Source organism: Streptomyces sp. NPDC002896, assembly GCF_040295225.1.
In the GTDB taxonomy this organism is placed as follows: Bacteria; Actinomycetota; Actinomycetes; order Streptomycetales; family Streptomycetaceae; genus Streptomyces.
The window spans coordinates 197,122-220,693 of record NZ_JBEOVA010000006.1; the positions used below are offsets into that span (position 1 = coordinate 197,122).

Consider the following 23,572-nt stretch of genomic DNA (forward strand, 5'->3'; position numbering starts at 1 on the left):
GAACCCTTTCCTCATGTCGTCGTGCTTGCGGTACGGCGTTGGACCAGCACGGCGGCGACGATGATCGCTCCCTTGGCGATCTGCTGGACGTCGCTCTGCAGGTTGTTGAGGGCGAAGATGTTGGTGATCGTGGTGAAGATCAGGACGCCGAGGACGGAGCCGGTGATGGTGCCCCGGCCGCCGCTGAGCAGCGTTCCGCCGATGATCGCGGCGGCGATGGCGTCGAGTTCGTAGAGATTGCCGTTGGTGTTCTGGCCCGAGCCGGACAGGATGATCAGCAGGAACGCGGCGATGCCGCAGCACAGCCCGGACAGCAGATAGAGGTAGAGGCGCTGGCGCCGTACATCGATGCCGGCCAGCCGCGCCGCCTCCGCGTTGCCGCCGACGGCGACGGTGCGCCGGCCGAAGGTGGTGCGGTTGAGCACCAGCCAGCCGACGATCGTGACGGCCGCGAAAACGAGGACCAGCGGCGGAACGCCGAGGATGTACGCGTCGCGCTCCCCGAGATCGAGGATCCCGTCGACGCTGACGACCTGCGTCCTGCCGTCGGTGATCTGCAGGGCGAGGCCGCGTGCGGAGGCCAGCATGGCGAGCGTCGCGATGAACGGCACCATGCCGCCGTACGCGATGAGCAACCCGTTCACGAGTCCGCAGCCGACGCCGACGAGCACCGACGTGAAGAAGATGCCCCCGAAGCCGTACTCCTGGGTGGCGACGGTCGTGGCCCACACCGAGGCGAGCGCGACGATCGCGCCCACGGACAGGTCGATGCCGCCGGAGGTGATGACGAACGTCATGCCGACCGTGACGACACCGATGACGGACGACTGGGTGAGGACGAGCTGGAGGTTCCTGGTGTCCAGGAACTCGTCGGGCTTGGTGATGCCGCCGACGACGATCAGCGCGGCGAGCACACCGAGGAGCGACAGGGTCCGGATGTCGGCGCGCGCCCATACGGTGCGGAGCGGACTCCCGCCGTCCGCGGGGGCGGACTTGCGGGTGGATGCGGAATCGGGCCGGGGCCGTGCGTCCGGCTGACCCTGCTGCGCCGGCGAGGCGGGCTGCGTCATGACGTCGGACTCCCTTCCGCGGTCACGGGGTGTGCGGGGGTCACCGGGGTCACGGAGCTTCCTTCCATCACGAGGTCGAGTACGCGGTGTTCGTCGAGCTCCCGGGCGGGCGCCGTGTGCACGACGCGGCCCTCGCGGAGCACCAGCACACGGTCGGCGAGCCCGAGGACCTCGGGTACTTCGCTGGAGACGAGGAGGACGGCGAGGCCATCGTCGGCGAGGCGGCGGATGACGGCGTACAGCTCGGCGCGGGCGCCGACGTCGACGCCCCGGGTGGGCTCGTCGAGCAGCAGGACGCGGCAGCCGCGCAGCAGCCAGCGGGCGAGTACGGCCTTCTGCTGGTTGCCGCCGGAGAGCGTGCGCACTGGAACGGACGGGTTGTCGGGGCGCAGCGACAGTTCGCGCGTGGCCTTCCGCGCCGCGTCACGCTCGGCGGACCGGTCCAGCCAGCCGCCCCTGGAGAAGCGGGACATGGAGGAGACCGACACATTGCGGGTGACGGACTCGAGCATCAGCAGGGCCTGGGCCTTGCGCTCCTCCGGGGCGAGCCCGAGCCCGGCCCGCACGGCGGCGCGCACGCTGCCGGGCTTCAGCGGCTTCCCGTCGACCAGCACCCGGCCCGCGCTCGGCCTGCGCGCTCCGTAGATCGTCTCCAGGATCTCCGAGCGGCCGGAGCCGACGAGCCCCGCGAGGCCGACGACCTCGCCGGGGTGCAGGTCGAGGTCGAGGGGCGCGAACTCTCCGTCGCGGGCGAGTCCTTCGACGGTCAGTACGGGGGCGGAACGGAGGGTCGCGGAAGGATCGGACGGCCGTTCCGGGAAGACGTACTCGACGTTGCGGCCGGTCATCAGCGCGACGACCTCCCGCGTCGGGGTGGTCTTGGCGGGCAGCCCCACCGCGACGGCCCGGCCGTCCTTGAGGACGGTGACCCGGTCGCCGATCGTGCGGATCTCCTCGAGGCGGTGGGAGATGTAGACGACGGCGACGCCGTCTGCGGTCAGATCGCGGACGATACGGAAGAGGTTCTCGACCTCGTCCGGATCCAGGGCTGCGGACGGCTCGTCCATGACGATGAGCCGTACGTCGTGGGAGAGCGCCCGCGCCATCGAGACGATCTGCTGCTGGGCGGCGGAGAGATCGCCGACGAGCCGGGCCGGGTCGATCTCCGGGTGCCCGAGCCGCTTGAGGAGGGCCGCAGCCCGGGCGCGCGCCTCCCGCCCTCGTACGACGAACCCTGCCGCGGTCGGCTCATGGCCGAGGAAGACGTTCTCGGCCACCGACAGGCCCTCCACCAGGTCGAGTTCCTGGTAGATGGTGGCGATGCCGAGGCGCATGGCGGCGATGGGAGAGCGGAGGACGACGCGTTCGGAGCGCCAGGTGATCTCGCCGTCGTCGGGCTGGTGGGCGCCGGCGAGCACCTTGATGAGGGTGGACTTCCCGGCGCCGTTCTGGCCGAGCAGGCAGTGGACCTCGCCGGCCTGGACCTCGAGGTCGACGCCGTCGAGGGCGCGGACGCCCGGGAAAGACTTGGTGATGCCGGACATGGTGAGCAGGGGTGGTTCTGGTGCCATGACGGTTCCCCTCGGCGGGTGCGGCCGGTGAGCGGGTGCGATTCAGGGCAGGTGCAGTTCAGGGCGTGTACTGATATTTCGGGTACGGCAGAGCAGAGCGCTGTACGTGGATGCGGTACTGGGTGGTGCGGGTGGTGTGGGTGGTGCGGATGCGTACCGGCGATCAGGCCGGCGAGAACAAGTGGTCGCTGATGAGCCGGGCCGCGCCGGTCACACCGGCCGCGGGCCCCAACTCGCCGAGGACGATGGGCAGGTTCCCGGTCGCGAGGGGCAGCGACTGGCGGTAGACCTGGGTGCGGATGGCGGCGAGCAGCGTGTGGCCGAGGCCGGTCACGCCGCCGCCGATGACCACCAGGCCGGGGTTGAAGAAGCTGACGAGTGAGGCGATGACCTGGCCGGTGCGGTTGCCGCCTTCGCGGATGAGGTCGAGCGCGGTGGCGTCGCCTGCGGCGGCCGCAGCGGCGACGTCAGCGGCGGTGAGCCGCCCTGCCGCCTCGAAGCGGGTCGCGAGCTCGGGTGAGCGTCCCTGCTGGGCGGCCTCCTCGGCGTCACGGGCGAGAGCCGCGCCGCTGAAGTGGGCTTCCAGACAGCCCCGGTTCCCGCAGGCGCAGGGCCGCCCGTCCGGTTCGACCTGGATGTGGCCGATGTCGCCGGCGCTGCCCGTCGTACCGCGGTGGACCTCGCCGCCGACCACGATGCCGCAGCCGATGCCGGTACCGATCTTGATACAGAGGAAGTCGCCGACCGAGCGCGCGACGCCCGCGTGCTGCTCCCCCATCGCCATGAGGTTCACGTCGTTGTCGACGAGGACGGGGCAGCCGAGTTCCTGGCTGAGGGCCTCGCGTACGGGGAAGCCGTCCCAGCCGGGCATGATCGGCGGCGCGACCGGCACGCCTTCGGGGAAGCGGACCGGTCCCGGCACGCCGATGCCCGCCCCGTCGAAACCTTCGGCGAGCCCGGAGGCCTTCAACTTCGCTGCCATGGCGAGGACTTGCTCGAAGACGGCGACAGGGCCCTCGCGTACGTCCATGGGCTGGTTGATGTGCCCGAGCACCTCGAGCTCCGCGTTGGTCACGGCGACGTCGATCGACGTGGCGCCGATGTCGACGCCGAGGAAGCGCAGGTTGGGCGCGAGGCGGATGTTGTGGGAGCGGCGGCCGCCGCGCGAGGCGGCCAGCCCGTCGGCGACGACGAGTCCGGTCTCCAGCAGCCGGTCCACCTCGACCGCGAGCTTGGAGCGGGACAGATCGATCTGATCGCCCAGCTGCGCCCGCGAGTTGGGGCCGCCGTCACGCAACAGCCGCAGCAGTCGCGCCTGATGTGCGTTCGCGGGCCGAGCCGTCATACGTCTCACGTGCCCCTCCCCGCCTGATCGGCCTGTCTCCGTCGCTTTCGAGGGGAACGTAGCAGTGGTTGCCGAGAGTGGGAAGAAGTTGCGCAGGAACCGCCCCCAACTTTCTCCTGCGACAGGACAAAGCCCTGACCGGCCCGGCGGCTACCCCCGCTGCTCGCACACCCCGTGGTATTCGTGATGAATGATTCTTGTGACGGGGGCCACGGGGAACGTCGGATCCGAAGTGGTGCGGGCGGTGGCCGAGGCGGGCGAACCCGTGCGGGCGCTCAGGCGGGCGAACCCGTGCGGGCGCTCAGCCGTTCCGGGACGACACGCGGGCTGCCGGACGGCGCCGAGGCGGTGGCCGGAGACCTCAACGAACCGGGGACGGTCAAGGACGCGCTCGACGGCGTACGCGGCCTGTTCCTGCTGCCCGGCTACGGCGGTCAGCACCAGGTGCTCGCCGACGCGCACACCGCCGGTGTCCAGCATGTCGTGCTGCTCTCCAGCAGCTCGATCCCGGGCGGCGAGGACAGCAACGCGGTCACCCGCTACATGCTGGAGGCGGAGGCAGCGGTACGCGACTCCGGTCTCACCTGGACGTTTCTACGGCCCGTGGGCTTCATGTCCAACACGCTGGAGTGGGCACAGCAGTTGCGCGAGGGCGATGTGGTCCGCGCCCCCTTCCCACGCGTGCGCGTGGCGAACATCGACCCGTACGACATCGGCCGCGTCGCCGCCCGCGCGCTCCTGCCGCCCGGCCACGAACGAAAGGCGTACGCGCTGACCGGCCCGGAATCCCTGCTGCCCGAGGACAGGGTCCGCGTTCTCGGCGAGGTGCTGGGCCGCGAGCTGCGCTTCGAGGGCCTCTCGGACGCGGAGGCGCGCGAGGAGCTGAGCGCCCGCATGCCCGGCGCCTACGTCGACGCGTTCTTCCGCTTCCACGTCGACGGAACCCTCGACGAGTCGCAGGTCCTGCCGACGGTCCAGGAGATCACGGGCCGGGCGCCGCGCACCTTCCACCAGTGGGCCGAGGCGCATGCGGACGCGTTCCGGTCGTCCTGATCGGCGCGCAGACGCAGCTCGCCCGTCCGTGCTGTGCCGCCCTCAGGACTTCTCGCGCGCGTGATACGTCTTGCGCGTGTGCTCCGTATGGGCGCGCATGACCTCCGTGGCGCGCTGCTCGTCGCGGGCCGAGATCGCCGCGATCAGGTCGCGGTGCTCGATCCAGGACTGCTTGCCGCGCTGCCGGGCGACCGGCGTGTAGTACCAGCGGACGCGCCGGTCGACCTGGCCTGCCAGTTCGGCCAGGACGATGTTGCCCGCCAGCTCCATGACCTTGGTGTGGAACGCGGCGTTGGTCGCCACCACCAGGTCCACGTCGCCGTCCTCGACCGCCTGCTCGCCTGTCGCGCAGAGCTCTTCCAGCGCGGTGATCCCCGCGGTGCCCGCGTTGGCGGCGGCCAGCCGTGCGGCCTCGGCCTCAAGGAGCGTACGCACTGTCAGCAGCTGGTCCGCCTCGTCCTCCGTCGGCTCGTGCACGAACGCGCCCTGCGCGGGCCGCAGATCTACCCAGCCCTCGGTGTTGAGGCGCTGCAGGGCCTCGCGCACCGGCTGCCGCGAGACACCGAGATGCCCGGCCAGTTCGCTCTCGACGAGGTGCTGGCCGGGCTGCAGGGCGCGGGTCGTGATGAGTTCGAGCAGTGCCTCGTAGACCCGGTCCCGCAGGGGACCCGGACGTTCGAGCCTCGGCACCGCTCCCTGCGGCAGTCCTGTGGACAACATCGCGGTCCCCCTCCTGGGCGGCGGACGAGCCGGTATCAAGTGGCTTCGGACGAGCCGGTATCAATTGGCTTTCGTCTACAGTCTACTGAGCACAATGGCCAGTACCAGAGCCAGTTGGACACGTCACACCGCGCTCAGGGCGCCCCACCGGGCCGGCCCGTCGGTCGCCTCACGGGCAGCGCACGACCTGCCCGGCGTACGACAGATTGCCGCCGAACCCGAAGAGCAGCACGGGATCGCCGGTGCCGATCTCGCCGCGCTCCACCAGCTTGGACAGGGCGAGCGGAATGCTCGCCGCCGACGTGTTGCCGGAGTCGACGACGTCGCGGGCGACGACCGCGTTCACGGCGCCGATCTTCTGGGCGAGCGGCTCGATGATCCTGAGGTTCGCCTGGTGCAGGACGACCCCGGCCAGATCCTCGGGCGCAAGACCCGCACGCTCGCACGCCTGGCGGGCGATGGGCGGGAGCTGGGTGGTGGCCCACCGGTAGACGCTCTGGCCCTCCTGCGCGAAGCGCGGCGGGGTGCCCTCGATGCGTACGGCGTTGCCCATGCCGGGCACGGAGCCCCACAACACCGGCCCGATGCCGGGCTCGGAGCCCGGGGCGCTCGCCTCGACGACGGCGGCCCCCGCGCCGTCGCCGACGAGGACGCAGGTGGTGCGGTCGCTCCAGTCGGTCACGGCGGACATCTTGTCCGCGCCGATGACGAGTGCCCGCGCCGATGCCCCGGCCCGTACGGCGTGGTCGGCCGTGGCGAGCGCGTGCGTGAAGCCCGCGCAGACGACGTTGACGTCCATGGCGGCGGGGGACGGGATGCCGAGGCGGGCGGCGACCCGGGCGGCCATGTTCGGGGAGCGGTCCTCGGCCGTGGAGGTGGCGACCAGCACCAGGTCGATGTCGCCGGGTGTCAGGCCCGCGGCGGCCAGGGCCTTGGCTCCGGCGTGCGCGGCCAGTTCGTCGACGGGCTCGTCGGGACCGGCGATATGGCGGGTGCGGATGCCCACCCGGGACGTGATCCACTCGTCGCTCGTGTCGACCATGCCCGCCAGGTCCTGGTTGGTGAGCACCTGGGCGGGCTGGTAATGGCCGACAGCGGCGATGCGTGAGCCGTTCATGGGCGAGCCCCCTCGTGGCGGAGATACGGGACTCACCAGTCTGGTAAGCGACTCACGGGTACGAGGTGACGTAAAGCGACAGGATTGGGGCGCCCCACTTGTCGGTTTCCCTCATGCCGTACAGCCGCATGCCGTACAGCGCGGGGCACCCCTCCTCGGATCCTCGGAGGCCGGAGCCTCAGCCGGTGAACAGCTGCGTCGCCTTCTGCACCAGTTCGTAGACCCCGTAGGCGAGCGGCAGACCCACCCACAGCCAGGCGAAGACGATCAGTCCGCGGCGGCTCGGGCTAGGCGGACTGCTGGTCCCGGACGGTGTCGTCATCGGCGGCCTCCCTCGGGGCGGGGATGTGGTGGCGGGTGTGGACGGGACGTACGAGCTCGTTGGCGACGAAGCCGACGACGAGCAAGCCGATCATGATGGTGAGCGACAGGCCGTAGAGGCCGGAGCCGTGCTTGCCGGCCTCCTCCTGGCTGTCGGCGACCCAGTTGACGATCAGCGGTCCGAGGACTCCGGCGGTGGACCAGGCGGTGAGCAGCCGGCCGTGGATGGCGCCCACCTGGTAGGTGCCGAAGAGGTCCTTCAGATAGGCGGGGATCGTGGCGAAGCCGCCGCCGTAGAAGGAGAGGATGACCAGCGCGCACACGATGAACAGGGGCTTGGAGGAGTCACCGAACTGCACGATCAACAGGTACATCAGCGCGCCCACGCCCAGGTACAGCCGGTAGATGTTCTTGCGGCCGATGAGGTCCGAGGTGGAGGACCAGCCGATGCGCCCGGCCATGTTGGCCGCGGACAGCAGCGCCACGAATCCGGCCGCCGCGGAGACCGACACCGGGGTGTCCGTGTCCGCGAAGAAGTCGGTGATCATGGGCGCGGCCTTCTCCAGGATGCCGATGCCCGCGGTCACGTTCATGCACAGCACGACCCACAGGCACCAGAACTGCGGGGTGCGCACGGCGTTGCGCGCCGAGACCTGGACGCCCTCGATCGGGGACGGCGCGGACGGGTTGGGCCGCGAGTCGGGACGCGGCACGCGTACCAGCAGCACGCCCAGTGACATGAAGACGGCATACGTCAGACCGTGCACGAGGAACGCGAGCGCGATGCCGGACGGGTCCGCACCGAAGGACTCGAGCATCTGCGCCGACCAGGGCGAGGCGATGAGGGCGCCGCCGCCGAAGCCCATGATGGCGATGCCGGTGGCCATGCCGGGCCTGTCCGGGAACCACTTGATGAGCGTCGAGACGGGCGAGATGTAGCCGATGCCGAGGCCTATGCCGCCGACGAAGCCGTAGCCGAGGACGATCAGCCAGTACTGCTCGGTGGCGGCGCCGAGCGCGGCGAGCAGGAAGCCGGAGGAGAAGCAGCACAGCGAGACCGTCATCGCCCAGCGCGGCCCGTTGCGCTCCACGAGCGTGCCGCCGAACGCGGCGGACAGGCCCAGCATGACGATGCCGAGCTGGAAGGGCAGGGCGCTCTGGGTGCCGCTGAGGCCGAGCGCCGACTCCAGTGGGGGTTTGAAGACGCTCCAGGCGTAGGCCTGGCCGATGGAGAGGTGGACCGAGAGGGCGGCTGGCGGAACCAGCCAGCGGCTCCAGCCGGTTGGGGCGAGGGGTGGGCTCATGATCCCGAACGATAGGAACCCGTACGGGACTTGGGAAGGCGTTCGGGGACACGAACCCTGTCGACGGTATGCAATGCCTTGCTCAAAGAGCTGTCGCAGCTGCTGCGCGAACCCTTGCTGGCCCAAGTTCCATACTGTAGACAATATTTCGTCGACACTCTCTGTCCCTTGCTTTCCCTCCGGTTTCCCTCGACCGAACGGAGCGCCCCACAGTGAAAGTCGCAGTTCTCGGCGCCGGTGCGATCGGCGCCTACGTCGGGGCCGCGCTGCACCGCGCAGGCGCCGACGTGCATCTCGTCGCCCGTGGACCGCATCTCGCGGCCATGAGGCAGCACGGAGTGCAGGTTCTCAGCCCGCGCGGCGACTTCACCGCGCGCACCCACGCCACCGACGACCCGGCCGCGATCGGCCCGGTCGACTTCGTCTTCCTGGGTCTCAAGGCCAACTCGTACGCGGCGTGCGGGCCGCTCATCGAGCCGCTGCTGCACCAGGACACGGCCGTCATCGCGGCCCAGAACGGCATCCCCTGGTGGTACTTCCACCGGCACGCCGGCCCCTACGACGGTCAGCGCATCGAAAGCGTGGACCCCGACGGCGCGGTCAGTGCGGTGCTCGCGCCCGAACGGGCCATCGGCTGCGTCGTGTACGCGGCGACCGAGCTCGAAGGCCCCGGCGTCGTACGCCACTTGGAGGGCACCCGGTTCTCCATCGGCGAGCCCGACCGGTCGGTGTCCGCGCGCTGTGTGGCCTTCAGCGAGGCCATGCAGGCCGGCGGCCTCAAGTGCCCCGTCGAGCCCGACCTGCGCAACGACATCTGGGTCAAGCTGCTCGGCAACATCTCCTTCAACCCGATCAGCGCGCTCGCCCGCGCCACCATGCGGCAGATGTGCCTGCACGGCGGCACGCGCAAGGTCATCGAGATCATGATGGCCGAGACGCTCACGGTCGCCGAGGCCCTGGGCTGCAAACCGGGCGTCTCCATCGAGCGGCGCCTTGCGGGCGCGGAGCGCGTCGGCGACCACCGCACCTCCACTCTCCAGGACCTGGAGCGCGGCAAACCGCTCGAACTCGACGTGCTGCTCGCGGCCGTCGTGGAGCTGGCGGAGATCACCGATGTGCCGGTGCCGACGCTCCGTACCGTCCACGCCATCTCGGACCTGCTGGCCGACCGCATGAGGAGCGCGGCATGAGCAACAGGGCACGCAAGAAGGACCGCACGCCCAAGACGTACACCCGGCTGACGCACCCCCTCGTCCGCGACTCCCGCGACGAGCCGTTCCGCCGCGCCACGTGGGACGAAGCGCTCACCCGCGCCGCCGACGGACTCCGTGCGGCGCGGGGCGCCTTCGGGATGTTCTCGTGCGCCCGGGCGACCAACGAAATGAACTATGTGGCGCAGAAGTTCGCGCGGGTCGTGATGGGCACGAACAACGTCGACTCCTGCAACCGCACCTGCCACGCGCCGAGCGTCGCCGGTCTGTCGGCCGCGTTCGGCTCGGGCGGCGGCACGTCCTCGTACGAGGAGATCGAGCACACCGACCTGATCGTGATGTGGGGCTCCAACGCCCGCTTCGCGCACCCGATCTTCTTCCAGCACGTTCTGAAGGGCATCAGGAACGGCGCCCGGATGTACGCCGTCGATCCGCGGCGTACGAGCACCGCCGAGTGGGCGGAGAGCTGGCTCGGCCTGAACGTGGGCACGGACATCCCGATGGCGCACGCGATCGGGAGGGAGATCATCCACGCGGGCCTCGCCAACCACGCCTTCATCGAGCGGGCGACGACGGGCTTCGAGGAGTACAAGCAGCTCGTCGAGCCGTGGACGCTGTCGCTCGCCGAGAAGGTGACGGGTGTTCCGGCGGCCGCGATACGGGAGCTGGCGCACGCGTACGCCCGCGCCGAACGGGCCCAGCTGTGCTGGACGCTGGGCATCACCGAGCACCACAACGGCACGGACAACGTACGGGCGCTGATCAACCTGTCGCTGCTCACCGGGCATGTGGGGCGGTACGGCTCGGGGCTGCAGCCCCTGCGCGGACAGAACAACGTGCAGGGCGGCGGCGACATGGGCGCGATCCCCAACCGCCTGCCCGGCTTCCAGGACATCCTCGACCCGGACGCCCGGCTGAAGTTCGAGTCGGCGTGGGACACCGTGATCCAGCCGCACTACGGGCTGAACCTGACGGAGATGTTCGAGGCCATGGAGGAGGGCTCGCTCAAGGCTGTGTACTGCATCGGTGAGAACCCGGCGCAGTCGGAGGCGGACAGCGAGCAGGCGATCCGGCGGCTGAAGGCCCTGGACTTCCTGGTGGTGCAGGACATCTTCCTGACGAAGACGGCCGAGTTGGCCGATGTCGTGCTGCCCGCCACGGCGGGTTGGGCAGAGACCGACGGCACGACGACCAACAGCGAGCGGCGCGTACAGCGTGTACGCAAGGCGGTCGACCCGCCCGGCGAGGCGCGCGAGGACATCGACATCATCTGCGACCTGGCCGCCCGGCTGGGCCGCGACTGGAAGTACGCGGACGCGGAGTCGGTCTGGAACGAGCTGCGGTCGGTGTCCCCGGACCACTACGGAATGACGTACGAGCGGCTGGAGGAGCACCAGGGCATCCAGTGGCCGTGCCCCGACACGGAACAGCTCGAACCGACCTATCTGCACGGCCGGCTGTGGGACCCCGACCCGGCCGGGCGCGGCCGGCTCGCGCCGTTCGGTCTGGTCCAGCACGACCCGCCGGTGGACCTCACCGACGAAGAGTTCCCGATCCGTCTGACGACCGGGCGGCGCCTCGACTCGTACAACACCGGTGTGCAGAGCGGCGGTTTCGCGTCTCCGCTGCGGCGCGGTGAGTACGTGGAGCTGTGCCCGGAGGACGCCGAGCGGTACGGGGTCGTGGTGGGTGAGGACGTGCGGGTGTCGTCGCGGCGGGGGTCTGTCGTGGCGCCCGTGTGGGTCGACCCGGGGCTGCGGCCGGGGCTCGCCTTCATGACCATGCACTTTCCCGACGAGGTGGACACCAACCAGCTGACGATCGAGGCCAACTGCCCGATCGCGGGCACGGCGGAGTTCAAGGCGTCGGCGATCCGCATCGAGAAGCTGACCGAGAACGCGAAGGCACCCGTCACGGCCGTGAGGAGCTGAGACAGGCATGGATCTGCACTTCGGTGACAGCAAGCCGACGGACGAGGAGCGGGCCGCGGTCGACGCGCTGCTCGGCCCGCCGGAGTCGGCGTGGGAGGGCGCCGACGACCGCACCGACGCCGACCTGAGGTGGGCGCGCGGGGGCCGCGAGGCGCGGGAGCGGCGCGACCTGCTGTTGCCGGGGCTGCACGCGGTCAACGACCGCGTGGGGTGGATCAGCGAGGGTGCCCTCGACTATCTGTGCCGGCGGCTCACGGTGCCGCCGGCGGAGGCGTACGGGGTCGCCACGTTCTACTCGATGTTCTCGGTGAAGCCGCGGCCGGCGACGGTGCTGCACGTGTGTACGGATCTTGCGTGTGCGGCCGCCGGGGCGGCGGAGGTCTGCGCCGGGGTGGAGGCGCGGCTGGGGGTGGGGAGCGGGGTTTCGGTGGAGCGGAGCCCGTGTCTGGGGTTGTGTGAGCGGGCGCCGGCAGCGTTGGTGGTGCGGGCGGGGGCACCCGCGGCGGGCTTCTCCCCTGCCCCGCCCCTTCCCGAACCAGAGGGCTCCGCCCCCAGCGGGGTCCGGGGCGGAGCCCCGGTTTCGGGAAGGGGCGGGGTGGGGGAATCCTCCTACGCCACCGCCATCGCCGCCCCGGCCACCATCGACTCCGCCGTAGCCACCGCCGAAAGCCCCGAGACGGCACCCGCCGAACCCCCCGCCACCACGGCGGTCCCCCAGGCCGGCCAAGACGGCCTGGTCCTCCTGCGCCGCATAGGCGCAGTCGACCCCACCTCGCTGGACGACTACCGCGCCCACGGCGGATACGAGGCCCTACGCCAGGCCTTCGCGATCGGCCCCGCCGGGGTGATCCGCGAAGTGACCGACGCCGGCCTCGTCGGCCGCGGCGGCGCCGCCTTCCCCACCGGCCGCAAGTGGCAGGCGACGGCCTCCCAGCCGGACCACCCCCACTACCTCGTCTGCAACGCCGACGAGTCAGAACCCGGCACCTTCAAGGACCGGGTGATCATGGAGGGCGACCCGTACGCCCTCATCGAGGCGATGACGATCGCGGGCTACGCGGTCGGCGCGCACAAGGGCTACCTCTACCTGCGCGGCGAGTATCCGCGCGCCCTGCACAGGCTGACCCACGCCATCGAGCAGGCACGCGCGCGCGGCCTCCTCGGCGACGACGTACTCGGCCAGGGCTACGCCTTCGACATCGAGATACGCCGCGGCGCGGGCGCGTACATCTGCGGTGAGGAAACGGCGCTGTTCAACTCCATCGAGGGGTACAGGGGGGAGCCTCGCTCGAAGCCCCCATTCCCGGTGGAGAAGGGCCTGTTCGGCAAGCCGACGGCCGCCAACAACGTCGAGACGCTCGTGAACGTCCTGCCGATCCTCACGATGGGCGCCCAGGCGTACGCCGCGATCGGCACGGAGAAGTCGACGGGCCCCAAGCTGTTCTGCGTGTCGGGAAGCGTCGAGCGGCCCGGCATCTACGAGCTGCCGTTCGGTGCCACGCTCGGCGACCTCCTCGACCTCGCGGGCAAGCCGGACAGTCTCCGGGCGGTACTGCTGGGCGGCGCCGCAGGCGGCTTCGTACGCCCCGACGAGCTGGCCATCCCGCTCACCTTCGAGGGCACGCGCGAGGCCGGTACGACGCTCGGATCCGGTGTCGTCCTGGCACTCGACGACACCGTGCCGCTCCCCCGCATCCTGCTCCGCATCGCCGAGTTCTTCCGCGACGAGTCGTGCGGCCAGTGCGTGCCGTGCCGGGTCGGCACTGTCCGCCAGGAGGAGGCGCTGCACCGGATCGCGGAGCGCACGGGTGCCGCCGCGGCCGACGACATCGCCCTGCTCCGCGAGGTGGGCCGCGCCATGAGGGACGCCTCGATCTGCGGTCTCGGTCAGACCGCCTGGAACGCCGTGGAGTCGGCCATCGACCGCCTCGGGGCATACGAATGACCGCCGGGGAGCCGGTCGGCCACCGATCACCCGGAGGCATACGAATGACCGCCGTGGAATCCGCGATCCACCGCCTTGGGGCCCTCACGCCTGGCGCCCTGCACATGACGACCATCGACTTCCTGGGGGCGTACGCATGACCGCCATACCGCTGGGACCGCCACGCCGCCTCGTCGAGTTCACGCTGGACGGGCAGGAGGCCAGGGTTCCCGAGGGCTCGACGATCCTCGACGCCTGCCGGGCGGCGGGCAAGGACATACCGACGCTGTGCCAGGGCGACACACTCACCCCGAAGAACGCGTGCCGCGTGTGCGTGGTCGAGGTGGAGGGCGCCCGCACGCTCGCCCCGGCCTGCTCGCGCAAGGCCGAACCAGGCATGGATGTGCGCACCGACACCGAACGCGCCCGCCACAGCCGCAAGATCGTCCTCGAACTCCTCGCCTCCTCGGTCGACTTGTCGACGACACCGAAGGTCGCCGAGTGGATCAAGGAGTACGAGGCGAAGCCGGACCGCTTCGGCCCGGACGCGGCACGCCTCAACGAGGAACCCAAGATCGACAACGATCTGTACGTGCGCGACGACGACAAGTGCATCCTCTGCTACAAGTGCGTCGACGCGTGCGGCGACCAGTGGCAGAACACCTTCGCGATCTCGGTCGCGGGCCGGGGCTTCGCCGCCCGTATCGCCGTGGAGCACGACGCGCCGCTGACCGACTCGGCGTGCGTGTACTGCGGCAACTGCATCGAGGTGTGCCCGACGGGAGCGCTGTCCTTCAAGACAGAGTTCGACATGCGGGCCGCGGGCACCTGGGACGAGTCGGCCCAGACGGAGACGACCACCGTGTGCGCGTACTGCGGAGTGGGCTGCAACCTGACGTTGCACGTGCAGGACAATGAGATCGTGAAGGTAACCTCGCCGCACGACAACCCGGTGACCCACGGCAACCTCTGCATCAAGGGTCGCTTCGGCTACCAGCACGTACAGAACCGGGACTGATTCGGAACTTTCGGGACTTTCGGGACTGAGGAACACATGGGACGCGTCACCGAGCGACGGCGGGTGATCAGGATCCGGGACGGGGCCGTGAGCACCCGCCCGGACACACTCGTCGCCGAAGAACCCCTCGAGATCCGGCTGAACGGCAAGCCCCTCGCCATCACCATGCGCACCCCGGGCGACGACTTCGCGCTCGCGGCGGGCTTCCTGGTGAGCGAGGGCGTGCTGGGCACGGCGGACGAGCTGCAGAACATCGTCTACTGCGCCGGCGCCACGCAGGACGGCTCGAACACGTACAACGTGGTCGACGTGAAGCTGGCACCGGGCGTGGCCGTCCCCGACATCACCCTCGAACGCAACGTCTACACCACCTCCTCCTGCGGCCTGTGCGGCAAGGCGAGCCTGGACGCGGTGCGGACCACCGCCCGGTGGCCCATCGACGACACAGGCGACGGCAGCGCTCCCCCGGTCCGGCTCGAACCCGAGCTGCTCGCAAGCCTCCCCGACCGGCTGCGCGCCGCTCAGCGGGTCTTCGACCGGACCGGGGGCCTGCACGCGGCGGCTCTGTTCACGGAGGACGGGGAGCTGCTGGACATACGCGAGGACGTGGGCCGCCACAACGCGGTCGACAAGCTGGTCGGGCGCGCCCTGCAGAACGGCGGCCTGCCCCTGTCCCGCACGATCCTGCTGGTCTCCGGCCGGGCGTCCTTCGAGCTCGCACAGAAGGCCGTGATGGCGGGCATCCCGGTCCTGGCCGCGGTCTCCGCCCCGTCCTCGCTCGCCGTCGACCTCGCCGCCGAGACCGGCCTGACCCTGGTCGGCTTCCTGCGAGGCGACTCCATGAACGTGTACGCGGGTGAGCACCGCATCGCCCTGCGGGCCGCGGCCGCCCAGGGCTGACCGGCTCCCCGCTGCACGGCGGCGGGGCCCCGGCCGACGGGGAGCGCCCCCTGCGCCGGCCGGGCCTCGCCACACCCGGTGGCCGTTGCGAGCGACACGCGCAGCTCCGGCGTGGGCGGATGTTCCTCCCCGAGTGCACTGCCATGGGAAGGTCGGCCACCACACCCGGCGCCGGGTCCCTTGACGTCGGTGAGCACCGGGCCCGCGCGTGCCGCGCAACGTCACTCGCGCTCAGCAGAGCCGGTGATGTCGCGCTCCCGCGTCGACGTGCGGGCCGAGCCCGCCGCGGACGGGCAGGTCGTCGGTCGCGCTCAGCAGAGCCGGAGAAGCCGCCCGCAGGGGCAGCCGCCTCGTCCATCCGGTGGGAGGCAACATCGTCCCGGTCGGACCATTCCGCTTACGACGACTCGCGCACCACAAGCTGCGTGGGCAGGACAACGTGCCGACGCGGCGCGTCGGGATCGTTGATCTCCTCAAGGAGGAGGTGGGCGATGGTGCTGCCGATCTCCTCGACGGGCTGGCGCACGCTGGTGAGGGGCGGATTGCTGTGGCGGGCGATGATGGAGTCGTCGAAGCCGACCACGGCCACGTCGTCCGGGATGCGGCGCCCGGCCCGGCGCAGTTCCGTCAGGGCGCCGGCCGCCATGACGTCGGATGCCACGAAGACGGCGTCCAGGTCCGGGACTTGTTCGAGAAGTGAACTCATGGCGGTGCTGCCGCCCTCCTCGGTGAAGTCGCTCGTGGCCACGAGCTCCTCCCCGGCCGGACGGCCTGCCTCCGTCAGGGCATCCCGCCAGCCCTGAAGCCTGCTGCGTGCCACGTCCATGTCCAGCGGTCCGCTGATCGTGGCCACGTTCGAGCGGCCGCGTGACAGCAGGTGCCTCACGGCCGCCGCGGCTCCCCCCGTGTTGTCCGAGTGGACGTGGCTCAGCGACTCGTCGGGGCCTCGGCGGCCGGCAAGCACCGTGGGCAGGCCCATGTCCTCCAGCAGCCCCGGCAGAGGATCGTGCTCGTGCACGGACACCAGGAGCACACCGTCCACCCGGCGCTCTGCGACCGAGTCGGTGAGCTGGTCACGTTCCCCCTGATCGCGGACGAGCACGAGCTGCAACTGCGTCCTTGTCTCGGCGAGGACCGCGCTGACACCGCGGATGACCGCCGAGAAGTACGGCTCCGACCCGAGGCGGCTCTCCGACTCGGGGATGACCAGGGCCACGGAGTTGGTCTTGCTCGTGACGAGGCCGCGGGCCACGGAGTTCGGTACGTACTGGAGCTCGGCGATGGCGGCCAGTACGGCAGCCCTGGCCTTCTCGCTGACGAGTTCGGAGCCGTTGATGACGCGCGAAACCGTGGTACGTCCGACTCCGGCGCGTGCGGCCACGGTCTTGATGGTCGGCCGTTGCCTTCCCCCCATGGCTCCTCCCTCGATGCCGTGCCGTGGGGACGGCGTTCACCTGCGCATTGTGCCAGACAGGTGATGGCGGTCCGTCGCCTTGGGGTGGGCTCCCCTCCGACAACTCTCTGAAATCTAGTCAGTTCACCTTCTTGACACGGGAGTTGAGGGGCGGCGACGCTTCGGAAACCTTGGTGGGCACGTTCCCACCCGTGTTTGGGTACGTACCCAATGGACAAATCGGGCCGCTGAGCGGTCCGTACAGCTGGAGTTCCGGCGCGTCGACGCCGCCGCTAGGAGGACGGAATGAGCAAGGTCCGCAGGCAGTTGCGTACAAGAGTCGTGGCCGCGTTATCGGCTGTGACGGCTCTCGGCCTGGTCGTGGGCTGCAGTGGCAGCAGCGACACGGGGACCGGCGGGGGCCGGAAGGACGGCAAGGTCACCATCACCATGGGGCTCTTCGGCGTCATGGGCTTCAAGGAGACAGGTCTCCTCGAGAAGTACATGAAGCTGCACCCGGACGTCGTCATCAAGGCGGATGTCGCCGGTGACGAGCAGACTTACTACACCGCCCTGCAGACGCACCTGGCCGCCGGCAGCGGCCTGAAGGACATCCAGGGCATAGAGATCGGACGCGCCAAGGAACTTGTCGACACCCAGAAGGACAAGTTCACCGACCTCTCGGGCGTCGCCGGCACCGACCACTTCCTGCCCTGGAAACTCAGCCAGGTCACCGCACCGGACAAGAAGGTGATCGGACTCGGCACGGACATCGGCCCGATGGCGGTCTGCTACCGCAAGGACTTCTTCGAGCAGGCCGGACTGCCCACCGACCGCGACGAAGTCGCGAAGCTGTGGGAGGGCGACTGGTCGAAGTACGTCGAGGCGGGCAAGCGCTTCAAGAAGGACATGAAGGACGATGTCGCCTTCATGGACAGCTCGAGCGGCCTGTTCAACGCCATGATCTACGGCAGTTCGGAGCAGTTCTACGACAAGAGCGGCAAGCTCGTCTACGCCGAGAACCCCGTGGTCAAGGACGCCTGGGAACTGGCGTCCGATGCGGCCACGTCCGGCTTGACCGCCAAGCTCCGGCAGTTCCAGCCCGGTTGGGACCCCGGCCTCGCCAACAGTACGTTCGCCAGCACGGTGTGCCCCGCCTGGATGCTCGCCCATATCAGCGAGAAGGCCGGGCCGAAGAACAAGGGCAAGTGGGACGTGGCCAAGGCACCGCAGGGCGCGAACTGGGGCGGAGCGTTCCTCGGCGTCATGGAGCAGAGCCCGGTCAAGAAGGAGGCGAAGGAACTCGTCGCCTGGCTCACGGCTCCCGAGCAGCAGGCCTACATCTTCGAGAAGATCGGCAACTTCCCTTCGTCCGAGGCCGCGTTGAAGATGCCCGAAGTGGCCGACGCGAAGTCCGACTACTTCAGCGGCGCGCCCATCGGCAAGATCCTCGGCGAGGCGGCCAAGGAGATCCCCGACGAGCAGGTGCTCGGCCGCAAGGACGGCACCATCAAGGACATCTTCTCGCAGGGCCTGACGCTGATCGAGGCGCAGAACAAGACCCCGGACGAGGCCTGGAAGACCAGTGACGAACGCATCAAGAAGGCCGTCGGCTGAGCGGTCCCGCCCTTCCCGCAGGCGCCTGGCGCCCACGCTCACCCAGCGTGGCCGCCAGGCCCTCGGCCCCAACCCCCGCTTCGAAGGAAGGATGCCTTCCGGTGGCCACCTCCACCTCGACGCCCCAGGGCGGTGCCCTCGGCACCGCTCCCCCGGCCGGGAACCGTACGCACGGGGACCGCCAGGGTCGGCGGAACCTGCTGCACCGCCTCGACCTGCGTGGCGCGCCGTACGCGTTCGTCGCCCCGTTCTTCGTGGTCTTCGCGGCCTTCAGCTTCTACCCGCTGCTCTACACGTCCTGGATCTCGCTCCATCGCGTCGAGATGTCGTCGCTGAACCTGATGGAGTGGGTCGCGTTCGACAACTACACGGCGCTGTGGCACGACGACCGCTTCTGGAACGCGCTGGCCAACACCATCACCATCGGTGTGATCTCGACCGTGCCGCAGCTGCTGATGGCCCTCGGCCTGGCCCATCTGCTCAACTACCGGCTGCGTGGTTCGACGTTCTTCCGCGTTGCGGCCCTGACTCCGTACGCGACTTCGGTCGGGGCCGCCGCCCTCGTGTTCACGATGCTCTTCGAGCGCGACTTCGGCATGATCAACTGGATGCTGAGCCTGGTCGGCGTGGACCACATCGACTGGGAGAACAACAAGTGGGCGGCGCAGACAGCGATCTCGACCATCGTGATCTGGCGCTGGACCGGCTACAACGCCCTGCTCTACCTCGCGGCCATGCAAGCCATCCCGCGGGACCGCTACGAGGCGGCCGCCATCGACGGTGCCTCCCGCTGGCAGCAGTTCCTCAAGGTCACCGTGCCGGGCATCCGTTCCACCATCGTCTTCACCATCGTGCTGTCCACGATCGGCGCCACCCAGCTCTTCGGTGAGCCGCTGATCTTCGGCCAGGGCCCCAACGGCATCACCGGCGGCGCGGACAACCAGTACCAGACGCTGGGCCTGCTCCTATACGAGGAGGGCTGGAAGAACTACCAGATGGGACGGGCCGCCACCGTCGCCTGGGCCATGTTCCTGCTGCTCATCCTCATCTTCGTCGTCCAGCGAGTCCTCAAGCGCGCCCTGTCGCGCAGGTCCTGACCAGGAGCCCTCCATGACCACCGACAGTCTCCCGGTCCGGAAGGCGGACGCACGCCCCCGTACCGCCCTCGACGGCACGCCGTCCGGTCGTCGCCGCCCGCGTCTTTCACTGCGCCAGCGGGCCGGCCGCCAGCATCACGCGGGACCGCTCACCTATGTGCTGCTCGGCCTGGCCGCGCTGTTCTCCCTCTTCCCGCTCTACTTCACGATGGTGGCGGCGTCGAGCGACAACACGCGCGTGACACAGACGCCCCCGCCCTTCCTGCCGGGTCCCCATCTGTTCGAGAACCTGGGCAAGGCCTGGCAGGACGCCGCACTCGGCAAGGCCATGGTCAACAGCTTCATCGTGGCCGGGGTCATCGCGCTGTCCACCGTGCTGTTCGCCACGCTGGCCGGGTTCGCCTTCGCCAAGCTGCGCTTCAGGGGCCGCAACATCCTGCTGATGCTGGTGATCGGGACGATGATGATTCCGCCCCAGCTCGGTGTCGTTCCGCTGTTCATGATGATGGCGGAGCTGGGGTGGGGGCAGAAGCTGCCCGCCGTCATCTTCCCCACCCTCGTCAGCGCGGTCGGCGTGTTCTTCATGCGGCAGTACCTCTCCGAGGCCCTGCCCGACGAACTGGTCGAGGCGGGGCGCGTCGACGGCGCGCACTCGCTGCGCATCTTCTGGAGCATCGTGCTGCCCGTCGCGCGGCCGGCCATGGCCGTACTGTTCATGATCACGTTCGTACACGCGTGGAACGACTTCTTCTGGCCGTTCATCGTGCTGGACATGAGCAACCCGACGGTCCCCGTCGCCCTCACCCAGCTCAGCGCGGGCTATGTACGCGACCAGTCGCTGATCATGGCCGGTGCGCTGCTCGGCACCCTGCCCCTGCTCGCAATGTTCGTCGTCTTCGGACGCCAGATCGTCGGCGGGATCATGCAGGGCGCGGTCAAGGGCTGAGCGCCGCGCACGCCCTGATCACCGTGACGGACGACTGCCGTCCGCGCGTCACCTCCCTTTGTTCCACACCACTTCAGCCTCCCTCTGCTCCACACCACTTCCATCGGGAAGGACCTCCGTGACCACCGCAGCCCGACGTGTCGCACCCGCCCCCCAGACCACCGCCGCCCGCAGGTTTCCCCCGGGATTCGTCTGGGGCACCGCGACCGCCGCGTACCAGATCGAGGGCGCCGCCACCGAGGACGGCCGCACGCCCTCCATCTGGGACACGTACTCCCACACCCCCGGCAAAGTGCGCAACGGAGACACCGGCGACGTGGCCTGCAACCACTACCACCGCTGGCGCGAGGACGTCCGGATCATGGCCGACCTCGGTGTGAGCGCCTACCGCTTCTCGCTGTCCTGGTCGCGCGTGCAGCCGACCGGGCGCGGCCCCGCGGTCCAGAGGGGCCTGGACTTCTACCGCCGGCTGACCGACGCCCTGCTCGAGAAGGGCATCCAACCGGTGGTCACCCTCTACCACTGGGACCTTCCGCAGGAGTTGGAGGACGCCGGCGGCTGGCCGGAGCGGGTCACCGCCGACCGGTTCGCGGAGTACGCCTCCCTGGCCGCGCGGGCGCTCGGAGACAGGGTCAGGACCTGGACGACCCTCAACGAGCCCTGGTGCAGCGCCTTTCTCGGCTACGGGTCGGGGGTGCACGCGCCCGGGCGCACCGATCCGGTGGCGGCTCTGCGCGCGGCGCACCATCTCAACCTGGCACACGGCAAGGCGGTTCAGGCGCTGCGTGCGGAGCTCCCCGCCGCCGCGCAGACGTCGATCACCCTCAATATCCACCACGTCCGCGCCCTCACGGACAGCGCGGAGGACGCCGACGCGGCTCGCCGCATCGACGCAGTGGCCAACCGGATCTTCACCGGACCCCAACTGGAAGGGCGCTACCCGGACGATCTCCTGCAGGACACCGCCCGCCTGACCGACTGGTCCTTCGTGCACGACAGAGACACCGCCGCGATCCACCAGCCGCTGGACTTCCTGGGCGTCAACTACTACACACCCACTCTCGTGTCGGCCGCGACCGGCGAGGGCGGTCACGGCGCCGACGGCCACGGCCGCAGCGACCACAGTCCCTGGCCCGGCGCCGAACACGTGGCCTTCCACCTCCCGCCGGGCGACACGACCGCGATGGGCTGGGCGGTCGACCCCAGCGGCCTGTACGACCTGCTGCTGCGGCTCAAGGCCGACTTCCCCGAGCTCCCGCTGATGATCACCGAGAACGGCGCGGCCTTCGACGACTACGTCGACCCGACGGGCCGCGTCGTCGACCCGGACCGTATCGCCTATCTGCGGGGCCACCTGACGGCCGTGCACCGGGCGATCGAGGCGGGCGTCGACGTCCGCGGCTACTTCCTGTGGTCCCTGCTGGACAATTTCGAATGGGGTTACGGCTACAGCAAGCGGTTCGGCGCCGTCTACGTCGACTACCCCACCGGGAAGCGCATCCCCAAGGCCAGCGCACAGTGGTACGCCGACGTGGCCCGCACGGGCACCCTGCCCACCGCGGTCGGCGACAACCGGTGACGGATTTCCGGACCGCCTACCGGGCTGACGCTCCCGTCCGCCGGGGCATCTCGCCTGCGTCAGGGCGCGAGTCGCTCCTGGGCCGATGCCACGGAGCCCAGAGGCCGTGATCACGCCGGACGCCGTCCGGGCATGCCGGGTTGCGGCAGCCGCAGGAGACCGCCTGAGGCGCCCGGACGGCCGGCGTGGACGGGGCGGCTGGTCCATGACCGCCGCCCCGGAGGGCGCACTCACGCATCAGCGCGCCATCCCCCCGGTGCTCCGGGTCGCAGCGGGTCTCCGGCGCATTCGGCCGCGGCTCCGGTAGGGGGGCGCCACCCCTCACGTAGACGGGACCCCGGGTTCGGCGTCCTGCGTCCCCGGCTCGGCATACCCCCACGCTTCGGCGATCTCCACAAGCCGCTCCGGCAGTCCGGAGCAGTCCGTCGCGGTCCGGGCCGCCTGGATCCGGCCGGAGCGGATCTTCTCGCTCCAGTCGCCGATGTGCGGCCGGAAGTCTCCGTGGTCCTTCGAGCCGTAGTCGAGCATCGCCTCTTCCCACTCGACACCGAGGTAGGTACACATACGGCGGGTCTCGCGCTCTGGGTCGGCGGTGAGGTCCTCGTACGCGACCGTAACGCCGTCGAGCGCCTCCTGCGCCTCCTCCAGTCGCTCGGCGTACTGCAGGACCTCGGCGTGGATCGCGTCCCGGTCGGGGTCCTGGCGGCGGGCCGTCAGCGACTCCACGACGGCGGCCGGGTGGCGGATCAGGAAGATGTAGCGGGCCTGAGGCCAGGCGCGGCGGAGCCGGGGCCACATCAGGGTGTTGGCCGGGGTCTTGTCGACGATGAGGTCCTTGCCGCTGCGCTCGAGCGCGTGGCCCAGCACGCGGTCCCAGAGCATGTGCTCCAGCTCCTCGCGGTCCAGTCCCAGTTCGCGCATGGCGGTGACGGTGAAGTCGCGGTCCTGGCGGACGTGGAGGGTGCGCAGGTGCATCTCGTGCGGCGCCCGGATCCGCGAGTGGCTGTTGAGCAGGACCCGCAGCAGCGTGGAGCCGGACCGTACGGAGGAGAGCAGGAACACCGGGGACTCGACGAGCCGGCGCGCGCGTTCCACCGGCGGGCCGTCGAGGCCGGAATCAGGCTGGGCGGGAATCCCGTCGAGAGGCCGCGCCTGGTCCGGCGCGGGAGCCAGCGGCTTGGCGGCGGGCGGCTTGAGCGCCTCGCCGAGCAGTCTGCCTCTGCGCCGCAGCCCCTTGCGTACGGCGTCCCAACGGGGGTCCTGCACGGTGGTGCCACCTCTCCCTGATCATGATCCTTCGGCCTCTGACTCACTGTCCCCTCGGCCGTTCCCCCGTTCAGGACACCTCAGGGGGTCGAAGCGAATTTCCGGTTACATCCAGGCAAATCGGAGACGGCACATCGCGCACGCAGGCACCGAAGGAGCCACGGAGGTCCACTGGCCTCACACGGAAGG

The 23,572-nt window shown here is 70.1% G+C and carries 19 protein-coding genes; 10 read left to right on the forward strand and 9 right to left on the reverse strand.

Annotation, left to right across the window (positions count from 1 at the left end; genetic code table 11):
- Positions 1 to 11: 11 nt before the first annotated feature.
- From ABT009_RS12500 to ABT009_RS12510, 3 genes are all read right to left on the reverse strand, one after another.
- Complete coding sequence (locus ABT009_RS12500; RefSeq protein ID WP_351292497.1) at positions 12 to 1,070, reverse strand: ABC transporter permease; 1,059 nt, start codon at positions 1,068 to 1,070, stop codon at positions 12 to 14.
- Entirely contained in the window at positions 1,067 to 2,641 is a 1,575-nt protein-coding gene (locus ABT009_RS12505) for a sugar ABC transporter ATP-binding protein (RefSeq protein ID WP_351292499.1), read from the reverse strand. Before ABT009_RS12505 ends, ABT009_RS12500 begins: the two co-directional genes overlap by 4 nt.
- Positions 2,642 to 2,804: 163 nt before the next feature.
- A complete protein-coding gene (locus ABT009_RS12510; protein WP_351292960.1) occupies positions 2,805 to 3,986 on the reverse strand; it encodes an ROK family transcriptional regulator in 1,182 nt (393 codons plus the stop codon).
- 291 nt (positions 3,987 to 4,277) lie between these two features.
- On the opposite strand from ABT009_RS12510, the gene ABT009_RS12515 reads away from it, so the two are divergent.
- Positions 4,278 to 5,039: an NAD(P)H-binding protein gene (locus ABT009_RS12515; RefSeq protein ID WP_351292501.1), complete on the forward strand. Its 762-nt coding sequence runs from the start codon at positions 4,278 to 4,280 to the stop codon at positions 5,037 to 5,039.
- A gap of 42 nt (positions 5,040 to 5,081) precedes the next feature.
- Here the strand turns inward: ABT009_RS12515 and ABT009_RS12520 are convergent, their stop codons facing one another.
- From ABT009_RS12520 to ABT009_RS12535, 4 genes are all read right to left on the reverse strand, one after another.
- The gene (locus ABT009_RS12520) at positions 5,082 to 5,759 is read right to left on the reverse strand and encodes a GntR family transcriptional regulator (protein ID WP_351292503.1); all 678 of its coding nucleotides are present in this window, start codon (positions 5,757 to 5,759) and stop codon (positions 5,082 to 5,084) included.
- A 169-nt stretch (positions 5,760 to 5,928) separates the two neighbouring features.
- Positions 5,929 to 6,876, reverse strand: a complete 948-nt coding sequence (locus tag ABT009_RS12525) for a beta-ketoacyl-ACP synthase III (protein WP_351292505.1) — start codon at positions 6,874 to 6,876, stop codon at positions 5,929 to 5,931.
- A gap of 178 nt (positions 6,877 to 7,054) precedes the next feature.
- The gene (locus ABT009_RS12530) at positions 7,055 to 7,198 is read right to left on the reverse strand and encodes an MFS transporter small subunit (RefSeq protein WP_351292507.1); all 144 of its coding nucleotides are present in this window, start codon (positions 7,196 to 7,198) and stop codon (positions 7,055 to 7,057) included.
- Complete coding sequence (locus tag ABT009_RS12535) at positions 7,164 to 8,501, reverse strand: OFA family MFS transporter (RefSeq protein ID WP_351292509.1); 1,338 nt, start codon at positions 8,499 to 8,501, stop codon at positions 7,164 to 7,166. Before ABT009_RS12535 ends, ABT009_RS12530 begins: the two co-directional genes overlap by 35 nt.
- A gap of 212 nt (positions 8,502 to 8,713) precedes the next feature.
- Between ABT009_RS12535 and ABT009_RS12540 the strand changes: the two genes are divergently transcribed.
- The 5 genes from ABT009_RS12540 (at position 8,714) to fdhD (ending at position 15,485) form a co-directional block, all read left to right on the forward strand.
- Positions 8,714 to 9,691 carry a 2-dehydropantoate 2-reductase gene (locus ABT009_RS12540; RefSeq protein ID WP_351292511.1) on the forward strand — a complete coding sequence of 326 codons (978 nt, stop codon included), beginning with the start codon at positions 8,714 to 8,716 and terminating at the stop codon, positions 9,689 to 9,691.
- The gene (locus ABT009_RS12545) at positions 9,688 to 11,643 is read left to right on the forward strand and encodes a molybdopterin oxidoreductase family protein (protein WP_351292513.1); all 1,956 of its coding nucleotides are present in this window, start codon (positions 9,688 to 9,690) and stop codon (positions 11,641 to 11,643) included. Before ABT009_RS12540 ends, ABT009_RS12545 begins: the two co-directional genes overlap by 4 nt.
- Positions 11,644 to 11,650: 7 nt before the next feature.
- Positions 11,651 to 13,588 carry an NAD(P)H-dependent oxidoreductase subunit E gene (locus ABT009_RS12550; RefSeq protein WP_351292515.1) on the forward strand — a complete coding sequence of 646 codons (1,938 nt, stop codon included), beginning with the start codon at positions 11,651 to 11,653 and terminating at the stop codon, positions 13,586 to 13,588.
- A gap of 136 nt (positions 13,589 to 13,724) precedes the next feature.
- Positions 13,725 to 14,585 (forward strand): 2Fe-2S iron-sulfur cluster-binding protein, encoded by an 861-nt coding sequence (locus ABT009_RS12555; RefSeq protein WP_351292517.1) that lies wholly within the window; start codon positions 13,725 to 13,727, stop codon positions 14,583 to 14,585.
- A gap of 36 nt (positions 14,586 to 14,621) precedes the next feature.
- On the forward strand, positions 14,622 to 15,485 hold the full coding sequence (fdhD, locus tag ABT009_RS12560) for a formate dehydrogenase accessory sulfurtransferase FdhD (protein WP_351292519.1): 864 nt from the start codon (positions 14,622 to 14,624) through the stop codon (positions 15,483 to 15,485).
- A gap of 397 nt (positions 15,486 to 15,882) precedes the next feature.
- On the opposite strand, the gene ABT009_RS12565 is transcribed toward fdhD, so the two are convergent.
- Positions 15,883 to 16,899, reverse strand: coding sequence for a LacI family DNA-binding transcriptional regulator (locus ABT009_RS12565; RefSeq protein ID WP_351292521.1), 1,017 nt, complete (start codon positions 16,897 to 16,899; stop codon positions 15,883 to 15,885).
- Between the two features lie 285 nt (positions 16,900 to 17,184).
- Here ABT009_RS12565 and ABT009_RS12570 point away from each other — a divergent pair, with 285 nt between their 5' ends.
- From ABT009_RS12570 to ABT009_RS12585, 4 genes are all read left to right on the forward strand, one after another.
- The gene (locus ABT009_RS12570) at positions 17,185 to 18,495 is read left to right on the forward strand and encodes an ABC transporter substrate-binding protein (RefSeq protein ID WP_351292523.1); all 1,311 of its coding nucleotides are present in this window, start codon (positions 17,185 to 17,187) and stop codon (positions 18,493 to 18,495) included.
- A gap of 101 nt (positions 18,496 to 18,596) precedes the next feature.
- A complete protein-coding gene (locus ABT009_RS12575) occupies positions 18,597 to 19,592 on the forward strand; it encodes a carbohydrate ABC transporter permease (RefSeq protein ID WP_351292525.1) in 996 nt (331 codons plus the stop codon).
- Between the two features lie 13 nt (positions 19,593 to 19,605).
- The gene (locus ABT009_RS12580) at positions 19,606 to 20,538 is read left to right on the forward strand and encodes a carbohydrate ABC transporter permease (protein ID WP_351292527.1); all 933 of its coding nucleotides are present in this window, start codon (positions 19,606 to 19,608) and stop codon (positions 20,536 to 20,538) included.
- Positions 20,539 to 20,656: 118 nt separating this feature from the next.
- On the forward strand, positions 20,657 to 22,117 hold the full coding sequence (locus tag ABT009_RS12585) for a GH1 family beta-glucosidase (RefSeq protein ID WP_351292529.1): 1,461 nt from the start codon (positions 20,657 to 20,659) through the stop codon (positions 22,115 to 22,117).
- A 321-nt stretch (positions 22,118 to 22,438) separates the two neighbouring features.
- Here the strand turns inward: ABT009_RS12585 and ABT009_RS12590 are convergent, their stop codons facing one another.
- A complete protein-coding gene (locus ABT009_RS12590; protein WP_351292531.1) occupies positions 22,439 to 23,383 on the reverse strand; it encodes a sulfotransferase family protein in 945 nt (314 codons plus the stop codon).
- Positions 23,384 to 23,572: the final 189 nt, after the last annotated feature.

What these genes read in the sequence shown, in the direction of transcription:
- ABT009_RS12500 (WP_351292497.1), bottom strand. Translation starts at nt 1,070, where the DNA reads ATGACGCAGCCCGCCTCGCCGGCGCAGCAGGGTCAGCCGGACGCACGG.
- ABT009_RS12505 (WP_351292499.1), bottom strand. Translation starts at nt 2,641, where the DNA reads ATGGCACCAGAACCACCCCTGCTCACCATGTCCGGCATCACCAAGTCT.
- ABT009_RS12510 (WP_351292960.1), bottom strand. Translation starts at nt 3,986, where the DNA reads ATGACGGCTCGGCCCGCGAACGCACATCAGGCGCGACTGCTGCGGCTG.
- ABT009_RS12520 (WP_351292503.1), bottom strand. Translation starts at nt 5,759, where the DNA reads ATGTTGTCCACAGGACTGCCGCAGGGAGCGGTGCCGAGGCTCGAACGT.
- ABT009_RS12525 (WP_351292505.1), bottom strand. Translation starts at nt 6,876, where the DNA reads ATGAACGGCTCACGCATCGCCGCTGTCGGCCATTACCAGCCCGCCCAG.
- ABT009_RS12530 (WP_351292507.1), bottom strand. Translation starts at nt 7,198, where the DNA reads ATGACGACACCGTCCGGGACCAGCAGTCCGCCTAGCCCGAGCCGCCGC.
- ABT009_RS12535 (WP_351292509.1), bottom strand. Translation starts at nt 8,501, where the DNA reads ATGAGCCCACCCCTCGCCCCAACCGGCTGGAGCCGCTGGCTGGTTCCG.
- ABT009_RS12545 (WP_351292513.1), top strand. Translation starts at nt 9,688, where the DNA reads ATGAGCAACAGGGCACGCAAGAAGGACCGCACGCCCAAGACGTACACC.
- ABT009_RS12550 (WP_351292515.1), top strand. Translation starts at nt 11,651, where the DNA reads ATGGATCTGCACTTCGGTGACAGCAAGCCGACGGACGAGGAGCGGGCC.
- ABT009_RS12555 (WP_351292517.1), top strand. Translation starts at nt 13,725, where the DNA reads ATGACCGCCATACCGCTGGGACCGCCACGCCGCCTCGTCGAGTTCACG.
- fdhD (WP_351292519.1), top strand. Translation starts at nt 14,622, where the DNA reads ATGGGACGCGTCACCGAGCGACGGCGGGTGATCAGGATCCGGGACGGG.
- ABT009_RS12565 (WP_351292521.1), bottom strand. Translation starts at nt 16,899, where the DNA reads ATGGGGGGAAGGCAACGGCCGACCATCAAGACCGTGGCCGCACGCGCC.
- ABT009_RS12570 (WP_351292523.1), top strand. Translation starts at nt 17,185, where the DNA reads ATGAGCAAGGTCCGCAGGCAGTTGCGTACAAGAGTCGTGGCCGCGTTA.
- ABT009_RS12580 (WP_351292527.1), top strand. Translation starts at nt 19,606, where the DNA reads ATGACCACCGACAGTCTCCCGGTCCGGAAGGCGGACGCACGCCCCCGT.